Origin of the sequence: Emticicia fluvialis, assembly GCF_024793945.1 — a bacterium.
In the GTDB taxonomy this organism is placed as follows: Bacteria; Bacteroidota; Bacteroidia; order Cytophagales; family Spirosomataceae; genus Emticicia; species Emticicia fluvialis.
On sequence record NZ_JANUSD010000001.1, the window covers coordinates 365,014 to 387,484 of the forward strand.

A 22,471-nucleotide genomic window follows, 5' to 3' on the forward strand; every position below is an offset into this window, starting at 1 on the left:
AGATGTTTTACTTTTTGCTCAGCACCGCCATCAGTTCTTTGGCTTTGGGCATCAGGTTGCTTGACGGGTAGCCCTGAATAAACTCATTCAATGCCTGTTGGTAAAGTTCTTTCTGCTCGGTTTTGGCCAGCAGCAAAATTCTTAACATGGCAAATTTATCTTCTATACTGGTGCCTGTATAGGTAATTAGCCCGTCTTCGGCCATTTTAAGGGCAGATAAATAGCTTTCGTTGCTATACAGATTAAATGCCTGCGAGTAAACCAGGTTAGCTTTTGATTCGGTGTCTTCTGTAATATTTACATTACCTCTTATCAGTTGCCGGGCATAAGTAGAGGCAGGGTATTTGCTTAATAAAGCAGAGCGGTATGGGTTGGTTTCCTGATTATCGGCACTCAGGCTAAGCAGGTATAATACTTCTGCTTCATGCACAGTAGCCGGAAACTTTTCAAGCAGTGTCTTGAAGGTAGTAATGGCGTTATCAGGTTCATTAAACTGAAACTTGTATATTTTGCCCAACTGATAATAGGCTTCTTCCTGTTTCAGTTTTGATGCAGCCAGTTTTTCCGGCGTATTAGGTAAACCTGCGTATAGCTCCTGTTTTTTGGCCGCCAATGCTTTACCGGCTATGTCTGCCGTCTGTTGTTGCAAAACCTGACTGGCACCTGTAGCAGAACTACCGGTGGGTTGATTACCAACCGTACCACGCTCAATACCAAAGCTGATAGCTCCGGCTTCTTTGTCGCGTCTTCGCCAGTTATCTTCCAAAACCCTCGGGCCCCATAGCTGCTGAAAGTCAGACTTGTTCCGGTTAATGGCAATAGGGTCATAGAGCATCCATCGCTTAAAGGTTTGGTCTCTGTCAGACAGCCTGTCTACTGCCGCATTGGCATTTTTTTGCGCTTGCTGGTCGGCCAGTTCTTTGGCTTTTCTGGCTTCTTCTTCCTTCTGTGCTATTGACCTTTCTAAGGCCTTGTCCAGATCGGCGGCGCTCATAGCGGCCAGTCGTTGAAGACTGTCTTCAAGAGCTACCACTTTCTGATAAGTTACAAAACTGGTCAAAGATGATGCCCGCCTGGTAATACGTTCATAATCAGGAGTATTTTTAGGTAAAAGCGTCAGAGTGCTGTCATAATACAAACTGGCTAATTCATATTTAAGTAGCTGGTTGTAGTGGAGTTCGGCCAGTTCCAGATAAGTGTAGGCATTTTGTGCGCTGTTGCCTTTAGAATTTTTAATAGAAGCGTTGTAATACTCAATGGCTTTGGGGTAATTCATTTTCTGTACTTCCAGATTACCCATCGTAAAATAAATTTTATCTTTCAGGTCTGCATTTTTTCTGTCAACCAGCATTTTTTTAAAGTTCTCCTGCACGCCCGCTGTTGTGCCTCTGCGTGCCACGGCTTCATCAAGCAGGGCATTCATGCCAGCATAAAACTCCATATCATAATTGGGGCGGTTTTTTGCCACGGCCGCGTAATGGGGCAGTGCTTTAGCTTTTTGGCCAATCAAATCATACATTTGCCCCACGGCATAGTGTACTCTTGCCGTTTGTTCGTTTTTGGTCATCAGCTTTAGTGCTTCTTCTGCAATGGCGGCAGCTGTGGCCAGTTCTCCGGTATATTGGTGCAAATATGCTTTGGTCAGGTAGTAATCACGGGTGTTAGCTTTGGTTAAATCAAGATTACGTACCACCTCTGATACTTTCAGGGCAGTTACAAAATCGCGCTGCTCAATGTAAGCACGCATCAACCAGATTAGTGCAGACTGGCGGCCTGTTTCATCTTTGGTAGTGGAGTTAACATACTTGAAAACCTCTATGGCATTAACGAAATCGCCTTTCATTAATCGGGCTCTGCCCAGTAAAACGTAGGCCTCAGCCAGATACTTTGAGTTAGAGTGCCTTTCGGCAATCATAGAGGTTTTTTCTATTACTTCTTTCAGATTTGTTGCCACTGCCTGGCTCTTGACAGAGTCAATAGGCAACAGAATAGGTATGAGGGCGCTGTAGTTTTCTTCCCGGGTTGTAAACAAGGCCTTTTCGGCTTCTTTCATGTTTTCGCGGGCAATAATCAAAGAGTTAAAACGTGCATTCAGGTTATGCCATGCCTTGCTGGTAGGCGACTGACTAAACTGCGAACACCCGGTTGTAATAGCTAATAACAGTATAAAAATAGAAAGTTTTTGCACTTTATGAGTTAATTTAAAGGCAGATAGTCTGATTACTTATGCAATAATACCCTTTTTTTAACGATTTGCTGACGAAAAAATTATCCAACGCAATACATAAATCAGAGTACCTGCGAAAGTTTCCCTTCCAGCTCGCGGAGTGCGCATTCATAACCTAAAGTGTACATTTCTTTGGCCTTAGACATATTCATGCCGTCGTACCTGTAAATTTCAGCCGGTTCAATGGCTATATCGCAGCGTTTCAGTTGCTCGCCAGAATTGTTTCTGATAGCCAGAAAAATACTTTTCATCAGTATATCTTTTACCGAATTTATAGGCATACTGCTGCTCACAGGCATTACATTCACACCAATTACAAAGTCGCAGGCTTCTTTCAGCGGCCCAACGGGCAGGTTATCGGTAATGCCGCCATCAATCAGCAGGCGGCCCTGAAACTTCATCGGCTCAAAAATGCCCGGCAGGCAGCATGAAGCCAGAATAGGCTTAATGAGCTCTCCCTCACTGTAATAAACAGGCTCGCCGTTTTCTATATCTGTTGCGCATACAATGAGTGGAATCTTGAGGCTTTCAAAAGAATTATCGGGCAGAAACCTTAAAAAAAGATTTTCGGCTTTTTCTAATTTAAACAAGCCAAAACGGTTAAAAGCAAACTTTAAATGGCTGAAAATGCCGATAGACGTAACGGTGTCAAAAATGTAATCGGGTGTGTGCCCTGCGGCAATAAGTGCACCTACAATTGAGCCGGCGCTTGTTCCGGTAATCATTGATGGTTTCAGGCCCATTTCGTCTAATGCCTTAATAACTCCTAAATGCGCAAATCCTCTGCTGCCACCGCCTGATAATGCTAATCCTATTTTCATAATCTGTGTGAAAATTTTAACCGGAATATCCCCTGCTACTGTTGCTTCCGGCTTCTCTACCAAAAATAACTATAAATTAAATAATTCGGCAACCCTGTATCCTTTCTCTGTTAATTGAATATGCGCAGCATCATGCACAGGGTCGTGGTCAAATATTACCGTCCAGTTATTGTCAACCACCTGCTTTAATAACCGTTCTTTTTCGCTCATGGTTTCCAATGGGCGAATATCATACCCCATTACATACGGCACATGCACATGTGCGTGAGACGGAATAGTGTCTGCAATAAATAAATACGTATTACTGCCCTGTTTTATTTTAGGCATTATCATCTTTTCGGTATGGCCATTGGCATACAGCAGTTCTATTGATTGCCCAAAAGCATTTTCAACTTTATCTGTAAAACACAAAGCGCCGGTTTGCTGCATAGGTAGTATATTTTCTGTTAAGAAGGTGGCCTTTTCTCTTGGGTTGGGGTTAATGGCCCAATCCCAGTGAGCAGAGTGTGTCCAGTACCGTGCGTTCGGAAATGTCAGTTCCGGCCTGTCTTTGCTGCTGTTCCATTTTACAGCACCACCACAATGGTCAAAATGCAAATGCGTGCACAGCACGTCGGTCACTTCTGTAGGCGAGTACCCCGCTTTTTTAATTGATTGTATCAAATCGCCATCGCCATGCCTATAATAGTACGACTGCCATTTGGCATCCTGTTTATCACCCATACCACTATCAATCAATATCAATTGTGTACCTGTGTTTACCAACAGGCAACGCATCATCCAGCTGCACAAATTATGTTCATCAGCCGGTATCTGTCTGCTCCATAAGGTTTTGGGTACAACACCAAACATTGCGCCACCATCTAATTTGAAATGTCCGGCATCAATTACATGAATTTGCATATTCTTTAGTAAATTTCGGTTCAGTTTTGTTCAGAAACTTCGTTTGTAGCTGGTCAGGCTCTGCACCATGACCCAAACTAAAGACCAAATATGCAAATACGTACCAAGATAGCAATACAATTTACCATAATAATCGCTTGTATTCTTATTATATTTTCATTGGCAGTGTACTATACCTCTGAGAATTTCCGTAAGCAAGAGTTCTATAACCGCTTGCACGACAGAGGGATATTAACGGCCCAATTATTGAAAGAGCTGAAAATTACCGAAAAAGATAAAAGGAAACTACGAGACGCCAATAAAACCATTTTAGGTAAACTGAATGTAGAAAAAGTTTTGATGTTTAATGATAAAGACGAACTTGTATATGCCAGCTACGAGGCCGATTCTATCTTATATAGCCCGGCGTTTCTGAAACAGGTAAGACAAAAAAAGTACATTGAAAAAAACGACTGGGATAATCAGTTAACGGGCTCATTGTATACTGATGAAAACAACAAGTCGTACGTTGTAATAGCTAAGGCCAATGATATTTATGGTAAAGAAAAACTGCAGAATGTACGCGATACATTAATTATCAGTTTTATAATAGGCATTACGCTTACCATTATACTGGGTATTATTTTTGCCGGCGAGTCGCTAAAGCCCATTGCTGAAATCAATCAGGAGATTTCAAACATCACGGCTTACAACCTGAAAAGAAAACTGAATACCGGTAACAACAAGGATGAAATTGCTCAGCTTTCCAACAACTTTAACCAGATGCTTGAGCGCCTTGAAACTTCGTTCCAATTGCAGAAAAGTTTTGTGTCTAATGCGTCGCATGAACTCCGCACACCATTAGCGGCACTGAAGTCGGAAATTCAGATAGCGCTGGAGAACGACCGCACTACTGATGAGTACAAGAGTATTCTGAGGTCGTTGCTCACCGATACCCAGAGGCTGATACAGCTAACCAACGGTTTGCTTCAACTGGCCAAGTCTGAAAACCGGGAAGACAATATGGCACTGAGGCCCACGCGTATTGATGAAATTTTGTTTAAGGCGCAGGAGGAGGTGCTGGGGCTGAACACCAATTTTAAAATTGTAGTTGATTTTGATGAAATACCGGATGACGACAAATGGGTAACCGTGAATGCTAACGAAACACTTTTGCTGACGGTGTTTACCAATTTGCTCGATAATGCCTGTAAGTATTCTGCCGACAACCAGGCTGAGGTAAAAATAAAGTTTAATCAGAAACTATGTATAGTAGATGTAAAAGACAACGGAATAGGAATACCTGAAAGCGAGCTGAGCAAAATATTTGAGCCTTTTTACCGAACACAAAATGCGGCGGTGTATCGTGGGCATGGCATCGGGTTGTCGGTGTGTCGCAGAATCATTGATATCCATCAGGGTAAAATTGAAGTAAAGAGCGTGGTTGGTAAAGGCAGCATATTTGTAGTAACCCTGCCACATTTATAAGCCATAATAAGGTTTGTGAAATAGTACCGGATTGTAATAAAAAATAATAACTTTGTAATATTGAAAATTTAAACTAGCTGAGCAGTATTTGGCTCAGCAGTTAAACAGACAGTTGTTTAGAAAGTTGAAAATAATTTCTAAATTTTAAGAGCAAATAAAACTTCAGACAATGAAAAAACTAATTTCAATTTTAGCGATTTTGCTGGCCGTTAATGTGTCTTTTGGTCAGAAATATGAGAGTTTTGGTGAGAAAATCAATCCTGATGGCGCTATCGCAGCCTCAGACCTTGAGAAAAAAGCTAAGGTAACCCCGGCATTTGAAGGCAAGGTTACAGGCGTGGTAGAGTCGGTATGCCAGGTTAAAGGCTGCTGGATGAAAGTGAAAATGGACGACGGCCAGACCATGCGTGTTACTTTTAAAGACTACGGTTTTTTTGTGCCTAAAGACATAGCAGGTAAAACAGTAGTATTTGAGGGCAATGCCAAAACTAAAACTACATCGGTTGATGAGCTTCGTCACTATGCCGAAGACGCCGGTAAAAGTAAAGAAGAAGTAGCTAAGATTACTGAGCCTAAAACAGAACTGACATTTGTAGCCAATGGCGTGTTGGTTCCGAAAAACTGATACGCGCAAAGCCTCTCTACATTAAAGGAGAGGCTTTTTTGATTCTATTGACCTGAACAAACGAAACATCTATGAAAAAAAATTACCTGTTGGCGCTGGTGCTTGGTATTTCGTCGCCGGTGCTGGCACAACGCACACTGATTCACTGCGGTACCCTTATTGATGGTATCGGTAATACGCCAAGGTCGCAGATAACAATTGTGGTAGAGAAAAACCGTATAACTGATATCCAGAGTGGCTACGCCACTGCTCAGGCTGCCGATAAGGTGGTTAACATGAAAAACCGTACGGTAATGCCGGGTTGGATAGACATGCACGTGCACATAGAGAGCGAAACCAGTAAAGACCAGTACCTGAAACGCATGAGCCAGAATATGGCTGATATTGCCTATGAAGCGCAGAAGCACGCCCATACAACCCTGATGGCTGGTTTTACTACGGTAAGAGATTTAGGCGGAAGCGGAGTGAATATTTCTATCCGTAATGCTATTAATAAAGGATTGGTAGTTGGCCCCAGAATTTTTACATCTGGCAGAACCATTGCAACAACCGGTGGGCATGGAGACCCTACGAATGGTATCAGCAATACTTATTCGGTACCAGATTATGTAACCAACGGAGTAGTAGACAGCCCGGAAGAAGGGCGGCAGGCGGTGCGCCAGCGATATAAAGACGGAGCCGATGCCATTAAGATAACGGCCACCGGCGGTGTTTTAAGTATTGCAAAAAATGGCAAAGGCCCACAGTTTACAGAAGATGAGATTTCGGCCATTGTATCAACGGCTAAAGACTATGGGTTTCATGTGGCAGCGCATGCGCACGGAGCAGAAGGCATGAAGCGTGCCATAAAAGCAGGTGTTACAACCATAGAACACGCTACTTTTATGGACGATGAGGCCATTGAACTATTTAAAAAACATGGAGCTTATTATGTGCCAACCATCATTGCTGGCAAAACTGTCGGTGATTCGGCAAAAGTACCGGGATACTATCACCCCTTAGTGGTTCCTAAAGCCATTGAAACATCAAAGCAGATTGCTGAAACCTTTGCACGGGCTTATAAGGCAGGGGTAAAAGTGGCGTTCGGAACTGATGCGGGGGTGTTTTTGCACGGCTATAATGCCAAAGAGTTTCAGTACATGGTAGAAGGTGGCATGCCAATGATGGAAGCCATCAAAGCCGCTACAATTGTAAATGCAGAGATACTGGGCATGAAATCAGAACTGGGCTCAATAGAAAAAGGGAAACTGGCTGACATAGTTGCCGTTGAAGGCGACCCATTGAAAGATGCCAGAGTAATGATGAATGTTGCCCTTGTAATGAAAGAGGGTAAGATTTACAAAGAAAAATAAACTGGCAAAAACAAACGCAAACTATAACTTACCATTGGTCTGGTGCATTTGTGCCAGACCTTTTTTTGTTTTGCCATCATCATAAAAAAAGGCAGAGACGCGCCCTGCCTTTCTGAAACCGGTTATTTGCTTGGCGGCATTGAAGGTCTTACCTCTATTTTGCTTGGCAATGTGCGCGCAGGCATTTTTATTAAATCAGAAACAATCTGCCCGATGTCTTCAGGCTGAATCTTCCAGGCATCTTTTTCACTCGGGGTGTGGTTGTTAAAATGCGTAGCTACCGAGCCGGGCATAATGGTAGAAACCTTGATGCCATCCTGGCGTAGGTCAAGCATAAGTGCCTGAGTAAAACCTACCAGCCCGAATTTGCTGGCGTTGTAGGCTGTTCCTTTATCGAAGAAATTGGCTCCGGCCAGGCTGGCAATGGTAATAAAGTATCCTTTAGAAGATTTAAGCGCTTCAAGGGTTGCCTTTGCTGTAAAAAATACGCCCGTCAGGTTTATGTCTATGGTTTCTTGCCATTGTTCAGTACTTAACTTTTCAAAAGGTACCAGATGCCCTACACCTGCATTGGCAATAACGTAATCTAACCTTCCCCAGGTTTGTAAAACAGTATTTACTGCATTTTGCTGTGATGCAAAACTGCGTACATCAGATTCGAGCGGAAGTGCGTATCCGTCTTTAATTTTGTTTAATTCTGCCGCCGCAGCTTCTGCCGCTTCTTTGCTTCTGCTGGTAATAGCTACCCTGATTCCTTCTTTAATAAGTACTTCTGCTACACCATAGCCAATGCCTTTCGAACCGCCCGTAACTAAAGCAGTGCGAATAATTGTTGTGTTATCTGACATAAAAAAAAGAGATGAGTTTTATTAGGCTATAACAGCCGGGGCAGGCCAATAGTTTTGGATTCAGATTTTTCTTTCTTTCAGTGGTTTCAGCAGATACTCCAGTCCGTTAAGTTTTATTTCATACATGGTAGCCAGCAGGGTGCCCAGTTTACCAGGCGGAAAACCTTCTCTCTGAAACCACAGCAGATAATGTTCGGGCAGGTCACAGATAAGCCGGTCTTTATATTTGCCAAATGGCATTTTGAAAGTAACCAGTTCTTTTATGATAGCGGGGTTCATAGGTGGATTTAGATTTTCATTGATTTTAAGGGAGGTGGTTGTAAACGCCTTTTTAAAGCTTAACAACCACCACCCTGTCTATTTACTGACAACGTCAGAAAACAGACACCCCTCCTTGAACAAGGAGCGGCCGTCGCACGGGAGAAACTTTAACTTATTTCTTCTTCAATTTCATCGTTACAGGGTCCCAGTAAACGATTCTGTTATCAAAATAGCTAAGGTTACAAGCCAGTGCCGGAGCCGCAGCACGGAAACCGAAAATCGGGTCTTCTATGGTTTTCTGACTGTTGGCGCGCATGTTATCAAAGAAATTCTTGAAGTGTTTGGCATGGGCATCATCACCGGCAGGCGTATCAAATTTTATTTCTTTTACCGGTTCAGTTACTCTGTCGGCTTCAGAATATTTAGCATTGTATTCTTTCAGAAACTCTTTTTGTGTAGCCTCTGCAAAGGTCGGGAAACTTTCGCCGTTTCCATAGCCCGGTGCTTTGGGTAATTTTCTTTTAGTAAGCGTTAATCCGCTGGCGCTCCACTGAATCTCGCCTTCGGTACCTACCACACGGGTTACATTTTTTATTGCACCTGCATTGGCAAAGTTTACACGAAGTACCGCCTGGAATTTCTTATGCTTCTCAGTTTCCGGGTAGTCCAGCACAGTTACCATAACGTCCGGCACATCGCGGCCGTCTTTCCAGTAGCTTAATTCGCCAGACGAGAATATTCTGTGTGGCCCGATGGCTCCGGTTGCGTAGTGCATACCTGTAATCAGGTGCACAAACAAGTCGCCTGCTACACCAGTGCCATAGTCACGGTAGTTTCTCCAACGGAAAAAGCGCGTAGTATCAAATGGTCTGCGTGGGGCATCTCCCAGAAATCTGTCCCAGTCAATGGTTTGCACCGAAGCATCAGGCGGAATAGAATAGGTCCAGGCTCCTAAAGCGCTGAAACGGTCATAGGTGGCTTCAATGAAGTTCAGTTCGCCAATTTCACCAGCCTGCAACAGCCTTTGTGCTTCTGCATAAGCTGCACCACTGATAGGCTGGCTGCCTACCTGCATGGTTTTGCCTGTCTTCTGCCAGGTTTCTATTACGGCACGGCCTTCGTCAATGTGCTGTACCATTGGTTTTTCGCAGTATACAGCTTTGCCAGCTTTCAGGGCATCAATCGAAATCCGGTCATGCCAGTGGTCAGGGGTGGCAATAATAACGGCGTCAATATCTTTACGGGCTAAAATTTCTCTGTAATCGCGCGTAGTAAAAAGGTCTTTATTGTAAACTTCTTTGCCTCTTACCAAACGGCCATCGTACAAATCTGCGGCGGCTACCAGTTCTGCCTCCGGGTTTCTTAATGCTGCTTTGGTATCAGAATGCCCCTGAATACCCAAACCGATAGTTGCAATGCGGATTTTGTCGTTCGGACTTATTTTTAAACTCTTGATGATATTAAACGGCTTGGCGATTGATTCGGTGGCCATCAGTACCGAAGCCGCACCAATACCCTTAATGAACTTTCTGCGAGAAGGTGTCATAGTAGATAATTCTTGGGGTTAAATACGTGAAGGTATAAATTTAGTGTTAACTAAGATTCAATACAAGAAAACAAGGCACTTATACTACTGCAACATTATTTTTTGTCGATAATCGCACAAATATGCCTGATTATGGCTCTTACAGCACCAGTTGGTTATACAATTTCAGTAGGGTTTCCTGAGGGTCTGTACAGAAGCCGGGGTGTATTCTGGATGTCTGAATAACCGTGCTACGCGTGGCGGTTAGCCATCTGAAACGAGACGCAACAGGCAAGGCGCCGATGGGGCCGCTGTTTTTGCCTCCTTTACAGATACGTTCCAGGGTTTGCAGGTATTCAAGTAGTTCTGCTGCTTCGGGTTTGCATGAAAAGGCCTTTAGACGTGCTTCGTCAAGTTTGTACAAGGCCTGTAGAAAGCCTTTTGACGGGCAGTACAGAATGACTCCCACGTTGAGGAATTCTTCTCTTTCTACCCGTGGCACAACCCGGATTACGGCATATTCATATAATTGATTTTCTTGCATTCTGGGCTTCTTTTACAAAGTTTTGAGAGTAATTAACCCTCGATTCTAAAAACTGGGCATAAATAGTGCGTCGTTCATCCGGCGATTCCGTCAATGAAGGGTCCTGTAACCAATCGTCTGGTACCAGTGCTACAATGGCTCTGATGCGTTGAGGGGTCAGTATTTGTCTGAATTTTTCATCAGTAGTTTCCAGTTCAGAGGCAAAGGGTAGCAGCACGTGATCTTTTACCTGAACAAAAGGGCGTTCTGATTGCTCTTTCCAGTTATCCCACGAATGATGAAAATACAAAGAAGCTCCGTGGTCAATCAGCCAAAGGTCTTTGTGCCACATCAGCATATTGGTATTACGTGCCGTGCGGTCTACATTGGTCAGCAGGCAGTCAAGCCATACAATTTCTGATGCCAATTCAGGGTTTATGACATTCAGAACGGGGTCAAATGTAATAGCGCCTGATAAATAGTGTACACCTAAGTTAAGGCCTACACTGGCTTGCAGCAGGTCTTGGATTTCCTCGTCGGGTTCGGTTCTGCCAAAGGCAGCGTCCAGATTGGCAAACACCATTTCGGGCATACGTAAACCTAATGCACGGGCTATTTCTCCACCTATCAGTTCGGCAATGAGGGCTTTTACACCCTGCCCTGCACCCCTGAACTTCAGCACATACAGAAAATCGTCGTCTGCTTCTACAATGGCAGGCAACGAACCGCCCTCACGCAATGGTGTAACATATCGGGTTATGTTGACGGTCCTTAATGAGGTTTGCGCGTTGTTCATTATGTTTTTATTGTTCTTAATCTAATGCTTTTTTTAAGTGGCAAAAGTAATGAAAATTATAATTGAATAGGGCCATGAACGTTTTGGCTGATAAAACTTTAAACCTTTTATCCATTACTTTGAACCCATACACCGGTTACTTAAACAATGGTTTTGTTATTTTTATACAGACCGTAAGGACGATTACAATGGCTATTTTTAAGACAAAAAACGTTTGAATGTTTAGCCACCGAACTACTGAAGTGAAGTAATAGTGAGATAATTATCAAATATTATTTTCTCCAATTCTTCTACAGAAACATCTTTCACTTCAGATACTTTCTGATAGATATCTGAAATCTGGATTTCCTTATCATCAGTCTCCAGAAAAAGGTTTTCTAATGGCATTTCTTGCAAAGTTTTTACGGCATTAGATTCCTCAGACAACACAGCACCGCCCAATGACAAGTAAAATCCTTTTTCTATCAGTTGCCGGGCTATTTCAATTTTATTATTAAAACCGTGCACTACCATGGGGACACGCGGCCGTACAATTTTTCTGATAGAAATAAGTTCATTAAAGCACCTTACACAATGAATGATTAATGCTTTGCGGTGTTCTTCGGCTATTCTGATTTGTTTAATGAATACCTCTTCCTGTAGTGGCAGAGGCGCACCCTTAAGTCTGTCAAGTCCGCATTCACCTATCATTTTTACTGCCGGGTCTGCCGCTAAATAAGCCAGTTTTTTTAGTTGCTGTGCATATAATTTTTCATTTATATACCAGGGGTGTATACCTGCCGATAGCCAGTTGGGGGTATCAGGTAAGGCGAAGTTAGCCAGAGCCTCTTCCGAATCCGGGATAATCTGGTTTAAAATTATCTCTTCTCCGGCTTGTTTATTCAGAAGATGTGTATGTAAATTGAGCAGCATTTTTACTGTTTTTTCTATACCCAAGCGCAAATATATATGCCCGGTTTATCAATTACTATCAAATGTATACCTTTCTATGAGTTGACCCTTGACGAACTCTATACCATACTGGCATTGAGGCAGGAAGTATTTATAGTAGAACAGAACTGTCCTTTTTTAGATGCCGATGGTAAAGACCAGTTGGCCTTGCATCTGATGATAACCGATGAGGCCGGCAGTCTGCTGGCTTACACGCGGCTTTTTGAAAAGAGTGTTTATTATGATGGTTATACTTCTATTGGCAGGGTTGTTACTTCTCCTAAAGCCAGAGGTACCGGGGTAGGTAGATTGCTGATGGAGAAGTCAATTGCCAAAGTGCTTGGTAGTTTTGAAATAGCCCCAATTAAAATCGGTGCGCAGAAATACCTTGAAGAGTTTTATCAATCTCTGGGTTTCAGGTTAACCGGCAATGACTATATGGAGGACGGAATCCCCCATACCTACATGATTTTCGACAAACATCTGAGTTAACAACTACTCGCGGGCTATTTTCTTCACAATTTTGCTTCCATTTATTTCCAGTTGCAATAATCCACTATGGCTGAGGTACAGGTTTTGTGGTATCTGAATAGTAATCCGGTTTTCGCCGGGTTGTAGTGCTTCTTCTGTTTTAAGAAGTGTTTTCCCCTGCATATCAATCAGCGACAGACGCGCTTTTTCAGCCCTGAGCGCCTGCACATGAATGTATATTTTATCAAGAAAAGGATTAGGATATACCCGCATGGATACACTGCTTGTTATAGATGGCTCGTTAGCTGTAATTGTGAGGCTGCCGGGCTGTTTCATGTTGGTATCAAGCCATTGAAGCCTGTTGATAATGAATGACTTTAGTTCTTCTACCTCACCACTCCAGCTGTTTGATATCGGATTGGGTTGTGGCCATACATATACCCCCAATATGGGCCACTTCTGAAAATTCCGCCTGGCAGGCTGCTGCAAAACAACAGTCAGGCTATCAATGAACTGAAAAATCTTGTCTTGCTGTAAAGCGCCATGTTGCCGCTGGAAATTATACTCTTCGCCCAGTTCGCGTACAAAGGCAGAGTCTTCCATCATACGTTCCCACCAGAAAGGCACTTGCAATCCGTCGGTCGGGCATACATTATTAAACTGATAAGAAAATCCCTGGTAGCTGTCTCCCCCGCAATAATTACCGTTGCCATAGGCAATATCATAGTCCCAGGGCGGGCCTGCTTTTATTTTACCGCCTTTGCTGTCTTTATCTTTATAAAAAAAAGTACTGATGCGGTAGCCATCCACGTTCTTTGAAATCTCGTTTGCCAGAAACAACCTGATAAAAGAGGGGGTATCAAAATATTTCCGGTAACCATTGGTTTTATCTCTGAAATTGTCTGCCTTCAGCGAGGCTTCGGCGGTATTTACATATTCGCTCAGATAAGCCTTCTGCTCAGTTGTTATAGATTTGGGCGCTTCATACTGGTAATACGTACGGGTATTAACCGGAGGGTTATTTACGTATCTCGAAGTCCAGCCTCCAAGGCTGGTTCCGGTTGTTTTATCTACCTTAAAAATGTAGCCACCCGTAATATCGTCACCTTTCAGGTCGGTTTCTTTCAATTTAGCTATATCTACTCTGCCCGCCGCACGTTTAATTTTCTCCATAAATACGTAAACGCCCATGTAGGTATCGTTTAAAAAAACTTCTACATATTGGGTTCTGCTGGCATAAATACCCATTTGCCTTGCCAGATGCATGGTCAGTACATTGTGCATCAGGCTTTTTTCGTTGTAAGAGGCAAACAGAATCCAGTCTGACTCCTCCGGCATTCCAAACAGGCTGGCATCTTTTGATTTCCCTTTGTCGTCCCATAACTCAATACCAAGGCTTTTTTTAGGAAACATCTGCGAAGAAGACCCCCGGTATTCAACGCCAATAAAGCCATTGTAATGATTAGGCGCATCTTTTAAACTATTGGTTTTACCCGGTCCGTTATAAATAATTTTCATTTCGGCCTTTACCTTGGGGTCGTCCAGAATGGGGGTGCCCATGGTATTGATAAAAATAATAGGTAGGTTAGATGACTCAAAAGTTTGCCCCAAGGCAATTGCCGGATACAAAAAAGCCAGTAAAAGGTTAAAGTATATTTTTTTCATGAGTCAGGTTTTTGGGTTAAATACTGGCTTATTGTTTCATAACCGACACTTTTTCCGTGGGCCCTGTATCGGCGTCAGCTTCTATCACGGCCTGAATTCTGGCAGGAACGTTCGATAAGAAATCATAACCTGTAATTTTCTCCAGGTCATCTACGCTTAGGCGGTATTCACCCCATTTGGTGTCTAATACTGTTTGTCGGTTCGGAATATACACAGCAATGATGCGGGTTTGTTCATTAATACGGCTTAAATCGTTTTGCCCGTTAGGCAGCATTACAATTACCTTCCAGAAATTCTGGGGTACTGCTATTTTCCCGTTATCAAGCGTAAAACTCTTGCCTCCGGCTGTTCCTATTCCTGCAGTACCGTGTACACCTGCAATGATGTACAATTCGTTGCCTTCGGCCGTTGTTTTTCGGCAGTAGGTTTCAAGGTCAGCCCACAAGCCCCGGTTAAGTTTAGGAGCCTGCGGCACAATATTGGTCATCAGAAATGTGGCGTCATTATCTGCTACTGTTGCGTTTCTGTCGCCCGATGGGCACAGGTGGCCCCTGTCAAAACCAGAATTGAGGTAGTCAGCGCTCTGCACCCTGTACCAGTCTTTAGGTAGTGTTTCGTCTGCCCTGAAATGATCTGTTCTTTCGGCATTGCCAAGCCATGCACTGCTCAGATGCCAGCTTACCCAATTGGCCGAACTCCGTTCTCTGCTGTACGATAATACATATTGTGGTTTTATGATAAGGTAATTGTTATCATTACTCGTACTGGCATTGCCTGGGTTTCCCATTGCAAGGTTATTATCTCTGGTAGCGTTTGTTGAATTACCTGTATCAGCAGGCTTTTTATTTGTAGTTGTGGCAATTTTACCGGGCGTGCACGCAATGATAATCATAGAAAAGAAGGAAGCAAGCCAGGCGTTTCTTGTAAAACTGGACATAAGAAATGTGATATTTTTTTCAAAAATAGTAAAAAATAAGCAGAGATAACCGCTAAGCAAAGAAGTTGTATGGTGTTTTATTGGAAGCCCTTCTGTATAAAATAATTATTGCAAACCGCAGAAACAGCGGCCTTAAAACAAGAAATATAGCATGAGAAGCATATTGTGTGTACCTTTGAGGTTTATTAAACCTAAAATTACTACTCTTTAAGAAAATGCCTGCCTGGTTGTCTCGTTCCGAACTGTTGGTCGGAAAAGAAGGAATCGAAAAATTACAAAATGCCCACGTGCTGGTTGTTGGTTTAGGTGGTGTAGGCTCATTTGCAGCCGAGTTTATATGCCGCGCCGGGGTAGGGGAAATGACCATTGTTGATGGTGACGTGGTAGACCCCAGCAACCGGAATCGCCAATTGCCGGCTTTGTCTACCAATCATGGGGTATCAAAAGCTGATATTATGGCAGAACGCCTGCTTGCCATTAATCCGGAACTTAAGTTGAATGTGGTGAGAGAGTTTCTGACACCAGCCAAATGCCGCGAGATACTGGAAGTAAAGTATGATTACGTAATGGACTGCATTGACAGCATTACACCTAAACTCACGTTGCTTTCTACGGCTTATGCACAAAAGCAAAAGATTGTGAGCTCAATGGGAGCTGGCGGAAAGGTAGACCCTACCAAACTTTTTGTTGCCGACTTATATGATACCTACGAGTGCCTGTTTGCACAGTATGTGCGAAAACGTATTAAAAAATTAGGAGTTTACTCGGGTATAAAAGCTGTTTTTTCTGTTGAAATAGTAAAACGCGACTCGCTGATATTAACCGACGGCAGTAATTTTAAAAGGTCTGCCTATGGCACTATATCTTACCTTCCGGCTGCTTTTGGGGGTGTTTGTGCATCAGTAGTAATCAGAGAATTACTGGGGTATGAGGTGGAATTAGTTAAAAGACCGAAGGCGATAAGAAAGAAATCAAAGAAGATAGCAGCGGTGAAACCGGAAGACCAGATATGATCGGAGCTGTAGACATAGGAAATACCTTTGCCAAAGTGGGCCTTTTTGAAGAGGACGAACTGCTTGAGGTAGTTTCAGGGCTTGAATTGGAGGCCCTGAAGGATTTTCTTACGTTAAAAAAAGTTAAAAGCATTATCATTTCTTCTGTTACCCGTAATCAACAGGAATTAGATGCTATCTTTGAACACGCACCATTTGATAAACTGATACTGACACCCAATACAAAGGTGCCTGTGGAGAAAGATTATGATACCCCGGAAACACTCGGAGCCGATAGACTGGCTGCAGCGGTGGGAGCCAATTTTCTTTACCCGGCCAGCCATTGTCTGATAATTGACATGGGAACAGCCATAAAGTATGATTATGTTTCAGCAGATGCCGGCAAAGGAACATTCAGAGGCGGGATAATTTCTCCGGGTATGAGAATACGATTTGAGTCGCTTCATACGTTTACAAAAAGATTACCCCTTGTGCAGGCAGACGAGATTCCGGTGCTGATAGGTAAAAGTACGATAACGTGTATTCAGAGTGGAGTAGTGAACGGAATCATTGCTGAAGTAAACGGGATGATTGAAAATTACGCTAAACTGGGCGATTGTAACGTAATCTTATGTGGTGGTGATGCCTCTTTCTTTGAAAGTCAAATAAAAAAGCCGAACTTTGCGGGCTCAACAGGTGAAAAGCTGATTGAAAATACAAAAATTGAATTGATACCAAATTTAGTCCTGATTGGGCTAAACCGAATTTTACGATACAATGTTGAAAAACCTCCTACTCATTAATTGTTTTTTCGTTTGCACACTGGTAATTACTGATACATTTGCTCAAAGAAAAGAAGCAAGACTAACCGGTAACTCTCCTTACTCTGCGTTAGGAATCGGTGACATTGCTCCAAGCGGCTCTATTGCCAGTGATGCCATGGGTGGAACAGGCTTAACATTTGGTAATGGTATCTATCTGAATACTGCTAACCCTGCCATGTTAGCAAAAAACCGCTTTGTAACCTTCAGCACCGGTATGCGTGGTCAGTACCGCACACTCTCTGACGGAACAAATTCACAGTCTGACTTCGGTGTAAACCTAAGCCACGTAATGATGGCGTTTCCTTTAAAACCAAAATGGAGTATGTCTTTGGGGCTAAGACCACATTCAAGTGTTGAGTATGAAGCAAGATATGTTAAGCCTGTAACAGGTACAAGTAATAATGTGCAGTATATTTACAAAGGTCGTGGAGGGTTTTCTAAAGCAACGCTGGGTACTGGTCATTTAATTGGCAAGTCATTATACATTGGCGTTGAAGGCGCTTATTATTTCGGTAATATCAGCCGTGATACCACCTCAAGATTGCTCTTGAATGATGGCGAAGATTATTATCTTCGTTACACAGACCGGGTTAATGCCAAAGGTGTTGGCCTTAAAGGTGGCTTTGCATGGCAGCAAAAGCTGGCCGAAAAATGGTATTTAAATGTAGGCGGTACTTATGAGGTTCAAAGTAAATTGAAAGCCAACCAGCTAAGAAGTTTAACTACGCTGATAGAAGGCCAGAATGGACCGCAGATTCTTAAAAAACCGGATACTTTAGGTATTGCCAACGGAAATATGATTTTACCCTCGCAATACAGTTTAGGTATCAGCCTTGAAAGCCCTTTGAAATGGATTTTTGCACTGGAATATAGTAAACAAGACTGGAAACAGTACCGGAATTTTCAGGGTGTTGCAGAACCCAGCCTTACAGCCAGCGAAAGATTTGCCGCCGGTATTGAGTTTCTGCCAAAGGTTACTTCAACAGCCTATTTCGACCAGGTGTTTTACCGCGTTGGTTTCCAGCAGGTTAAGACTCCTTATCTTATCAATAGTACACAGGTTATTGACAGAAGCATCTCTTTTGGCCTTTCTACACCTCTTGGTTTCAGAAACTTAAGCTATATAGATTTCGGCGTGGCCTTAGGAAACCGGGGTGTGGCGGGCAATGGATTAGTTAAAGAAAACTACGTGAAACTATCATTAGGGTTTTCGTTGATTGATACCCGGTGGTTCCTAAAATCGAAAATAGATTAATGTTCAGGCTATGAAAAATATGCCTATCTCTGGTTTCAGATGCCTCTTGCCGATAATATTTGTAGTGGTGGGTTTGATTCTTTTTTCATGTGAAGACAAGAAAAAAAACGGCCCTGTGCAGGTTTACAATGGGCCTCTGATGGTAACTGATAACCTGGCTATTATGATGAGCGATTCTGGCAAAACTACGGTTAAAGTTACAACAGCCAGACAGATTAAGTTACAGACCGAAGATGAGGTTTACCCTAAAGCTGTATATGTAACCTTTTATGACAAAAACGGAGTGGAGTATTCTTCGCTGAGAGGAGATTCGGGACGATATTTTAAAAGTGAAGGATTGTACAGGGTAATGGGAAACGTTTTTTTCTTCAACCGTCTTCAACAGCAAAGCCTTTCAACCGATTTGCTCAACTGGTCCACAACCAAGCGAAAAATATTTACAGACCATCCGTTTATCATCAAAACCCGCTTTGATGAAATACATGGTATAGGCATGGAAGGTGACCAGGATTTTACTCATTTTACCATGAGACGAGCTACTGGCGTATTAGCCATTGATTCGGTTGCAACAGGTGGTGCAGAGGCCGAACAGGATACCACCAGTAATTAATCAGGGTTGTTTCAAGGCTTTTTCTACTTCTTCTACGGTGGTTATTTCTTTTTCACCGGCCCATTCGTTATAAATGTAAGTAACTACCTCTGCAATATCCAGATTCTGGAGTTGGCTATTAGCGGGCATTGGCTGGTTATAAATTTTTCCGTTAACATTAATTGCGCCTGTAAGGCCGTTTTTGATAACTCTGATAACCTGTGCTTTGTTTTGCAGGTAATCGCTACCGGCAAGAGGTGGATACAGGTTTTGCAATCCTTTTCCGTCTTTCTGGTGGCAATTGGCACAATTCTGTTCATAAATCACTTTGCCACCTATGTAGTACTGTTCCAGCTTTATCTGCTCAGCCGATTGGCAGCTATTGAGCAAAAATAAAGCAGATAAAACCAAAACCGGCACTTTAAGATATTTATTCATAATCTTACTCTTCTTTCAATAGTGTACCCATATCTTTTATCAATCTGCTCACATCTTTTTCTTTAGTGCCATCGTACATGCCTCTTACCCTGCGGTTTTTGTCGACCAGTATAAAGGCGCCACTATGTATAATGCCACCGGCGGCAGTAGAGTCTTCACCGGCTGTTACGTAATATTCTTTTTGCCCCATTTCATAAATTTTGTCTCGCTCGCCTGTTACAAAATGCCAGAATTTGCCATCAACACCCAAACGTTTGGCATAAGCCTTTAAAACGGCTACAGAGTCATGTCTTGGGTCTATGGTATGCGATAGAATACCTACTTCCGGATTATCCTTGAATTTCTCGTAAACCCTGAGCAACTGCGTTTTCATAATTGGGCAGATAGTAGGGCAGGTAGTAAAGAAGAAATCAGCCACATAAATTTTATTCTTGTAGGTCTGATTAGTTACCTCGGTGCTATCCTGGTCAATAAACTTAAAATCGGGGATAGTATGATAAACCGAGTCGCCATTAATAAATTGGCGTTCGCCCAGAATAGGGAGTTTTTTGGGTTGGCAGGCTCCGAGTACACAGCTAAGCGCTACCATGAGTAAAATCAGGTGCTTCATAAAATAGAAGGCCCCACCGGTTGAGGCAGAGGCCGGATTTAAAATTTTGAATTCTTATTTCAGAAAATCTTCTGCTTTTTTTCTGGCGTCAATTGTTTTTTGCTTTAGTTTGTCGCCTTCTGTTTTTAACTCTGTAAGCGCAGTCACTTTTTCCTGGCCGTCTTTCATATCAGCTGCGTCGCCCAGCTTAGGCATCCAGGCTTCCATGTCTGTATAAGCCTGGTCAAGCTGTTTAGAAATTTCAAGCGCCTGTTTTTTTGCAGTAGAATCCATCGTCTCTGCTTTTTTCATTACCTTATTACGATAGGTCTCCAGCTCCATGCTTACAGGCATTATCTCATCGTGTAATTTAAAGGTTTCGGTTTTCAGCTTTGCTGCTTCTTCGGCATATTTATTGGCACAAGAGAACGTAACCACAGCAAGTAATATATAAAGTAGTGCTTTCATTGAAAAAAATTTATGTTTACAAAAATTTATACACTTATACCTAGTATTTCAATTGCGCTATGGATGGCGCTCTCTGATGGGTTTTCGCCACCAATCATTTTAGCTATTTCAATAATCCGTTCGTCGGTGTTCAACTGTCGTATACGGCTCATGGTTTTTGATGAGCTGTTGTCTTTATACACATAGAAATGACTGGTACCTCGGCCTGCTATCTGGTGCAGGTGGGTAATAGCAATAACCTGTAGGCTTTGCGCCATTTCAAGCATCATTTTACCTACTTTAATGGCTACCTCGCCAGATATCCCGGTATCAATTTCATCAAAGATGATAGTCGGTAAAGAACGTTTATCGCCCAGTACATATTTGATAGCCAGCATCAGACGAGAAAACTCACCACCAGAAGCAACATCTTTTAACTGACGCGGAGTGATACCCTTGTTAGCGCTGAACAGGAAGTGTATCTGGTCAATGCCGTCGGTGGTCAGTTTGCCTGTCTGGTGTTGTATTTTCAGGGTTGAGTTAGGCATGCCCAATTCCATCAGTAAGCCCACCACGCGTTTTTCAATTTCAGGCAAAATTTTCTGACGCGCTGCCGACAGCCCCTCAGCCATGTTGAGTGCGGTTTCATAAGCCTTGTCTACGCGCTCTTTGGCTGCGGCCAGATTCTCACTCAGGTTCAGTACTTTGCTTACCTTTTCTTCTAAAACAGCCTGAATCTCCAGCAATTCAGCATTTGATTTTACCCCATGCTTTTGCTGTAGTTTAAACAACAAATCCAAACGGCTTTGGGTAGTTTCTATTTGCTCGCTGTCTAGTTCTATGCCTTCTTCTTCTGTTTCTATGTCACGCGCCACGTCTTTCAGTTCAACCAGACAGGATTGAATGCGGTCTTTAAACTGCTGGTACTCTGGCGAAAAACCGGCAATAGAATTAAGATTGCCCACCACACTTTGCAATGCTGAGAGCACGGCGTTATCGGTATCGGTCAGAAAAGCATGAGCCGTTCTTAGTTTCAGTTTTACTTCTTCGGCATGTTCCAGAATGTTCAGTTCCTGCTCCAGTTGCTCCTGCTCACTAGCTTCCAGCTTCGCTTTCACGAGTTCGTCTAACTGGAAACTGTTGAACTCAAATTCTTTTTTATTCTGGTCGGCATCTGTTTGCAATTGCTCGTAGGCATCCTGCAACTTACGGTAGGTGCGGTATTTTTCCTGATACTCAACCAGCCTGTCGTGGCATTGAGCATAGGTATCAACAATGGTTAACTGATATTCATTAGAGCCCAGCTGAATGGTATCGTGCTGGGAGTGGATATCCATCAGTTGCGAGGTTATTTTCCTGAGTGTTTCAAGTGTTACGGGCGTATCATTAATAAAAGCCCTTGACTTTCCACTCGGGGCTATTTCGCGGCGGATAATGCAGGGATTCTCGAAATCTAGTTCTTCTTCGTCAAAAATATTTTTTATATAAAAACCATCCATCGAAAAAGTGCCTTCAATTACGCACTTTTCGGTTTCGTTATAGAGGGTTTTTAAATCAGCGCGGTTACCGAGCAGCAAACCTATGGCACCCAGCATGATAGATTTTCCTGCACCTGTTTCACCTGTAACAATATTAAGATGAGCATCCGGAGAAATTTCAAGTTGCTCTATCAATGCATAATTCTTAATCAGAAGGTTTGAAAGCATGTATTAAAGCTTTATTTGAGTAATTAAGCTATATAGAACCTTATCAAAATGCATCTGGCGGGCAAATCAAAATTGTTTTATTTGCACTAGGTATGCTAAGTTAGATAAAAAAACATATACAACGCCTTAAATATCTCAACCACAATTTTATGTAAAAAATTCGGTTGATTTAAAAGACAAATTTAGAGTTAAAAAAAAGAAGGCATCAATGTTTTGATTATTTTTTTTGGTTTGGCAGCCGCATTCTGTTTTTTACATAACCATAACCCAAAATGGCTTG

The 22,471-nt window shown here is 42.7% G+C and carries 23 protein-coding genes; 8 read left to right on the forward strand and 15 right to left on the reverse strand.

Features of this window, described 5'->3' with window-relative positions; genetic code table 11:
- Nucleotides 1–7: 7 nt before the first annotated feature.
- The 3 genes from porW to NZ848_RS01530 form a co-directional block, all read right to left on the reverse strand.
- Entirely contained in the window at nucleotides 8–2,188 is a 2,181-nt protein-coding gene (gene porW / locus NZ848_RS01520; RefSeq protein ID WP_259014084.1) for a type IX secretion system periplasmic lipoprotein PorW/SprE, read from the reverse strand.
- 101 nt (nucleotides 2,189–2,289) lie between these two features.
- Nucleotides 2,290–3,048, reverse strand: coding sequence for a patatin-like phospholipase family protein (locus tag NZ848_RS01525; RefSeq protein WP_101727304.1), 759 nt, complete (start codon nucleotides 3,046–3,048; stop codon nucleotides 2,290–2,292).
- Between the two features lie 69 nt (nucleotides 3,049–3,117).
- Nucleotides 3,118–3,951: an MBL fold metallo-hydrolase gene (locus NZ848_RS01530; RefSeq protein WP_259014085.1), complete on the reverse strand. Its 834-nt coding sequence runs from the start codon at nucleotides 3,949–3,951 to the stop codon at nucleotides 3,118–3,120.
- Between the two features lie 90 nt (nucleotides 3,952–4,041).
- On the opposite strand from NZ848_RS01530, the gene NZ848_RS01535 reads away from it, so the two are divergent.
- The 3 genes from NZ848_RS01535 (at nucleotide 4,042) to NZ848_RS01545 (ending at nucleotide 7,395) form a co-directional block, all read left to right on the forward strand.
- Nucleotides 4,042–5,418: a HAMP domain-containing sensor histidine kinase gene (locus NZ848_RS01535; RefSeq protein ID WP_259014086.1), complete on the forward strand. Its 1,377-nt coding sequence runs from the start codon at nucleotides 4,042–4,044 to the stop codon at nucleotides 5,416–5,418.
- A 169-nt stretch (nucleotides 5,419–5,587) separates the two neighbouring features.
- Nucleotides 5,588–6,043: a DUF4920 domain-containing protein gene (locus NZ848_RS01540; RefSeq protein WP_101727301.1), complete on the forward strand. Its 456-nt coding sequence runs from the start codon at nucleotides 5,588–5,590 to the stop codon at nucleotides 6,041–6,043.
- Nucleotides 6,044–6,114: 71 nt separating this feature from the next.
- The gene (locus NZ848_RS01545; RefSeq protein ID WP_259014087.1) at nucleotides 6,115–7,395 is read left to right on the forward strand and encodes a metal-dependent hydrolase family protein; all 1,281 of its coding nucleotides are present in this window, start codon (nucleotides 6,115–6,117) and stop codon (nucleotides 7,393–7,395) included.
- 122 nt (nucleotides 7,396–7,517) lie between these two features.
- On the opposite strand, the gene NZ848_RS01550 is transcribed toward NZ848_RS01545, so the two are convergent.
- From NZ848_RS01550 to NZ848_RS01575, 6 genes are all read right to left on the reverse strand, one after another.
- Nucleotides 7,518–8,243 carry an SDR family oxidoreductase gene (locus NZ848_RS01550; RefSeq protein WP_259014088.1) on the reverse strand — a complete coding sequence of 242 codons (726 nt, stop codon included), beginning with the start codon at nucleotides 8,241–8,243 and terminating at the stop codon, nucleotides 7,518–7,520.
- Nucleotides 8,244–8,303: 60 nt separating this feature from the next.
- Nucleotides 8,304–8,522, reverse strand: a complete 219-nt coding sequence (locus NZ848_RS01555) for a DUF3820 family protein (protein ID WP_101727298.1) — start codon at nucleotides 8,520–8,522, stop codon at nucleotides 8,304–8,306.
- Between the two features lie 154 nt (nucleotides 8,523–8,676).
- Nucleotides 8,677–10,050 carry a Gfo/Idh/MocA family protein gene (locus NZ848_RS01560; protein WP_259014089.1) on the reverse strand — a complete coding sequence of 458 codons (1,374 nt, stop codon included), beginning with the start codon at nucleotides 10,048–10,050 and terminating at the stop codon, nucleotides 8,677–8,679.
- Between the two features lie 139 nt (nucleotides 10,051–10,189).
- On the reverse strand, nucleotides 10,190–10,573 hold the full coding sequence (locus NZ848_RS01565; protein ID WP_101727296.1) for a DUF3037 domain-containing protein: 384 nt from the start codon (nucleotides 10,571–10,573) through the stop codon (nucleotides 10,190–10,192).
- Entirely contained in the window at nucleotides 10,551–11,348 is a 798-nt protein-coding gene (locus NZ848_RS01570; RefSeq protein WP_259014090.1) for a HipA family kinase, read from the reverse strand. The genes NZ848_RS01565 and NZ848_RS01570 overlap by 23 nt, the downstream gene beginning before the upstream one ends.
- A gap of 234 nt (nucleotides 11,349–11,582) precedes the next feature.
- Complete coding sequence (locus tag NZ848_RS01575; RefSeq protein ID WP_259014091.1) at nucleotides 11,583–12,260, reverse strand: TatD family hydrolase; 678 nt, start codon at nucleotides 12,258–12,260, stop codon at nucleotides 11,583–11,585.
- Nucleotides 12,261–12,296: 36 nt separating this feature from the next.
- On the opposite strand from NZ848_RS01575, the gene NZ848_RS01580 reads away from it, so the two are divergent.
- Complete coding sequence (locus tag NZ848_RS01580) at nucleotides 12,297–12,770, forward strand: GNAT family N-acetyltransferase (RefSeq protein WP_259014092.1); 474 nt, start codon at nucleotides 12,297–12,299, stop codon at nucleotides 12,768–12,770.
- A 3-nt stretch (nucleotides 12,771–12,773) separates the two neighbouring features.
- Here the strand turns inward: NZ848_RS01580 and NZ848_RS01585 are convergent, their stop codons facing one another.
- Both NZ848_RS01585 and NZ848_RS01590 read right to left on the reverse strand, forming a co-directional pair.
- Nucleotides 12,774–14,414, reverse strand: coding sequence for a CotH kinase family protein (locus tag NZ848_RS01585; RefSeq protein ID WP_259014093.1), 1,641 nt, complete (start codon nucleotides 14,412–14,414; stop codon nucleotides 12,774–12,776).
- Between the two features lie 28 nt (nucleotides 14,415–14,442).
- A complete protein-coding gene (locus NZ848_RS01590; RefSeq protein WP_259014094.1) occupies nucleotides 14,443–15,351 on the reverse strand; it encodes a DNA/RNA non-specific endonuclease in 909 nt (302 codons plus the stop codon).
- A 215-nt stretch (nucleotides 15,352–15,566) separates the two neighbouring features.
- Between NZ848_RS01590 and NZ848_RS01595 the strand changes: the two genes are divergently transcribed.
- From NZ848_RS01595 to lptC, 4 genes are read left to right on the forward strand one after another with little or no spacing between them, the layout of a single operon-like run.
- Nucleotides 15,567–16,364: a tRNA threonylcarbamoyladenosine dehydratase gene (locus tag NZ848_RS01595; RefSeq protein WP_259014095.1), complete on the forward strand. Its 798-nt coding sequence runs from the start codon at nucleotides 15,567–15,569 to the stop codon at nucleotides 16,362–16,364.
- Nucleotides 16,361–17,146 (forward strand): type III pantothenate kinase, encoded by a 786-nt coding sequence (locus NZ848_RS01600; RefSeq protein ID WP_259014096.1) that lies wholly within the window; start codon nucleotides 16,361–16,363, stop codon nucleotides 17,144–17,146. The genes NZ848_RS01595 and NZ848_RS01600 overlap by 4 nt, the downstream gene beginning before the upstream one ends.
- Nucleotides 17,121–18,422: a hypothetical protein gene (locus NZ848_RS01605; RefSeq protein WP_259014097.1), complete on the forward strand. Its 1,302-nt coding sequence runs from the start codon at nucleotides 17,121–17,123 to the stop codon at nucleotides 18,420–18,422. Before NZ848_RS01600 ends, NZ848_RS01605 begins: the two co-directional genes overlap by 26 nt.
- 10 nt (nucleotides 18,423–18,432) lie before the next feature.
- Nucleotides 18,433–19,032: an LPS export ABC transporter periplasmic protein LptC gene (lptC, locus tag NZ848_RS01610; RefSeq protein WP_259014098.1), complete on the forward strand. Its 600-nt coding sequence runs from the start codon at nucleotides 18,433–18,435 to the stop codon at nucleotides 19,030–19,032.
- Here the strand turns inward: lptC and NZ848_RS01615 are convergent, their stop codons facing one another.
- From NZ848_RS01615 to recN, 4 genes are read right to left on the reverse strand one after another with little or no spacing between them, the layout of a single operon-like run.
- On the reverse strand, nucleotides 19,033–19,449 hold the full coding sequence (locus NZ848_RS01615; protein ID WP_253533482.1) for a c-type cytochrome: 417 nt from the start codon (nucleotides 19,447–19,449) through the stop codon (nucleotides 19,033–19,035).
- Between the two features lie 4 nt (nucleotides 19,450–19,453).
- On the reverse strand, nucleotides 19,454–20,059 hold the full coding sequence (locus NZ848_RS01620) for an SCO family protein (RefSeq protein ID WP_253533484.1): 606 nt from the start codon (nucleotides 20,057–20,059) through the stop codon (nucleotides 19,454–19,456).
- 54 nt (nucleotides 20,060–20,113) lie between these two features.
- Nucleotides 20,114–20,506 (reverse strand): hypothetical protein, encoded by a 393-nt coding sequence (locus tag NZ848_RS01625; RefSeq protein WP_253533486.1) that lies wholly within the window; start codon nucleotides 20,504–20,506, stop codon nucleotides 20,114–20,116.
- 26 nt (nucleotides 20,507–20,532) lie between these two features.
- Entirely contained in the window at nucleotides 20,533–22,191 is a 1,659-nt protein-coding gene (gene recN / locus NZ848_RS01630; protein ID WP_259014099.1) for a DNA repair protein RecN, read from the reverse strand.
- Nucleotides 22,192–22,471: the final 280 nt, after the last annotated feature.

Bases quoted from the DNA above. Each gene is read 5' to 3' on its own strand.
- NZ848_RS01615 (WP_253533482.1), bottom strand. From the start codon at position 19,449: ATGAATAAATATCTTAAAGTGCCGGTTTTGGTTTTATCTGCTTTATTT.
- NZ848_RS01590 (WP_259014094.1), bottom strand. From the start codon at position 15,351: ATGTCCAGTTTTACAAGAAACGCCTGGCTTGCTTCCTTCTTTTCTATG.
- NZ848_RS01530 (WP_259014085.1), bottom strand. From the start codon at position 3,951: ATGCAAATTCATGTAATTGATGCCGGACATTTCAAATTAGATGGTGGC.
- NZ848_RS01625 (WP_253533486.1), bottom strand. From the start codon at position 20,506: ATGAAAGCACTACTTTATATATTACTTGCTGTGGTTACGTTCTCTTGT.
- lptC (WP_259014098.1), top strand. From the start codon at position 18,433: ATGAAAAATATGCCTATCTCTGGTTTCAGATGCCTCTTGCCGATAATA.
- NZ848_RS01580 (WP_259014092.1), top strand. From the start codon at position 12,297: ATGCCCGGTTTATCAATTACTATCAAATGTATACCTTTCTATGAGTTG.
- NZ848_RS01525 (WP_101727304.1), bottom strand. From the start codon at position 3,048: ATGAAAATAGGATTAGCATTATCAGGCGGTGGCAGCAGAGGATTTGCG.
- NZ848_RS01600 (WP_259014096.1), top strand. From the start codon at position 16,361: ATGATCGGAGCTGTAGACATAGGAAATACCTTTGCCAAAGTGGGCCTT.
- NZ848_RS01575 (WP_259014091.1), bottom strand. From the start codon at position 12,260: ATGCTGCTCAATTTACATACACATCTTCTGAATAAACAAGCCGGAGAA.
- NZ848_RS01595 (WP_259014095.1), top strand. From the start codon at position 15,567: ATGCCTGCCTGGTTGTCTCGTTCCGAACTGTTGGTCGGAAAAGAAGGA.
- NZ848_RS01605 (WP_259014097.1), top strand. From the start codon at position 17,121: ATGTTGAAAAACCTCCTACTCATTAATTGTTTTTTCGTTTGCACACTG.
- NZ848_RS01555 (WP_101727298.1), bottom strand. From the start codon at position 8,522: ATGAACCCCGCTATCATAAAAGAACTGGTTACTTTCAAAATGCCATTT.
- NZ848_RS01585 (WP_259014093.1), bottom strand. From the start codon at position 14,414: ATGAAAAAAATATACTTTAACCTTTTACTGGCTTTTTTGTATCCGGCA.
- NZ848_RS01550 (WP_259014088.1), bottom strand. From the start codon at position 8,243: ATGTCAGATAACACAACAATTATTCGCACTGCTTTAGTTACGGGCGGT.
- NZ848_RS01540 (WP_101727301.1), top strand. From the start codon at position 5,588: ATGAAAAAACTAATTTCAATTTTAGCGATTTTGCTGGCCGTTAATGTG.
- recN (WP_259014099.1), bottom strand. From the start codon at position 22,191: ATGCTTTCAAACCTTCTGATTAAGAATTATGCATTGATAGAGCAACTT.
- NZ848_RS01545 (WP_259014087.1), top strand. From the start codon at position 6,115: ATGAAAAAAAATTACCTGTTGGCGCTGGTGCTTGGTATTTCGTCGCCG.
- NZ848_RS01565 (WP_101727296.1), bottom strand. From the start codon at position 10,573: ATGCAAGAAAATCAATTATATGAATATGCCGTAATCCGGGTTGTGCCA.
- NZ848_RS01560 (WP_259014089.1), bottom strand. From the start codon at position 10,050: ATGACACCTTCTCGCAGAAAGTTCATTAAGGGTATTGGTGCGGCTTCG.
- NZ848_RS01620 (WP_253533484.1), bottom strand. From the start codon at position 20,059: ATGAAGCACCTGATTTTACTCATGGTAGCGCTTAGCTGTGTACTCGGA.
- NZ848_RS01570 (WP_259014090.1), bottom strand. From the start codon at position 11,348: ATGAACAACGCGCAAACCTCATTAAGGACCGTCAACATAACCCGATAT.
- NZ848_RS01535 (WP_259014086.1), top strand. From the start codon at position 4,042: ATGCAAATACGTACCAAGATAGCAATACAATTTACCATAATAATCGCT.